Source organism: Cupriavidus sp. SIMBA_020, assembly GCF_046535395.1.
GTDB classification, from domain to species: domain Bacteria; phylum Pseudomonadota; class Gammaproteobacteria; order Burkholderiales; family Burkholderiaceae; genus Cupriavidus; species Cupriavidus campinensis.
On the sequence record NZ_JAWRWU010000884.1, the window covers coordinates 1 to 262 of the forward strand.

Genomic DNA, 262 nt, shown 5'->3' on the forward strand with positions numbered 1-262 from the left:
GGACCAGATGCTCGACATGGCGCAGGCGAGCACGGTCGAAATTGCCGCGGACGATCGCGTCGACCTCGGTGCGCTGGCGCGTGACGTTTCCACCGACCTGCTGCCGCTCGCGGTGGCGCGCGGCCGTTCGATCACGTTCGTCGATGCAGGCGGCGCGACGATCCGCGGTCACACGGAAGCGCTCGGCCGGGCGCTGCGCAACGTGATCGAGAACGCGCTCGAGCATACGCCGAGGGGAACGACGGTCGAGGTGGTGAGCGGG

General features: G+C 69.8%; 1 pseudogene. It reads left to right on the forward strand.

Annotation, left to right across the window (positions count from 1 at the left end):
• Positions 1-262: pseudogene (locus SB751_RS31955) on the forward strand (sensor histidine kinase); the annotation flags it as partial.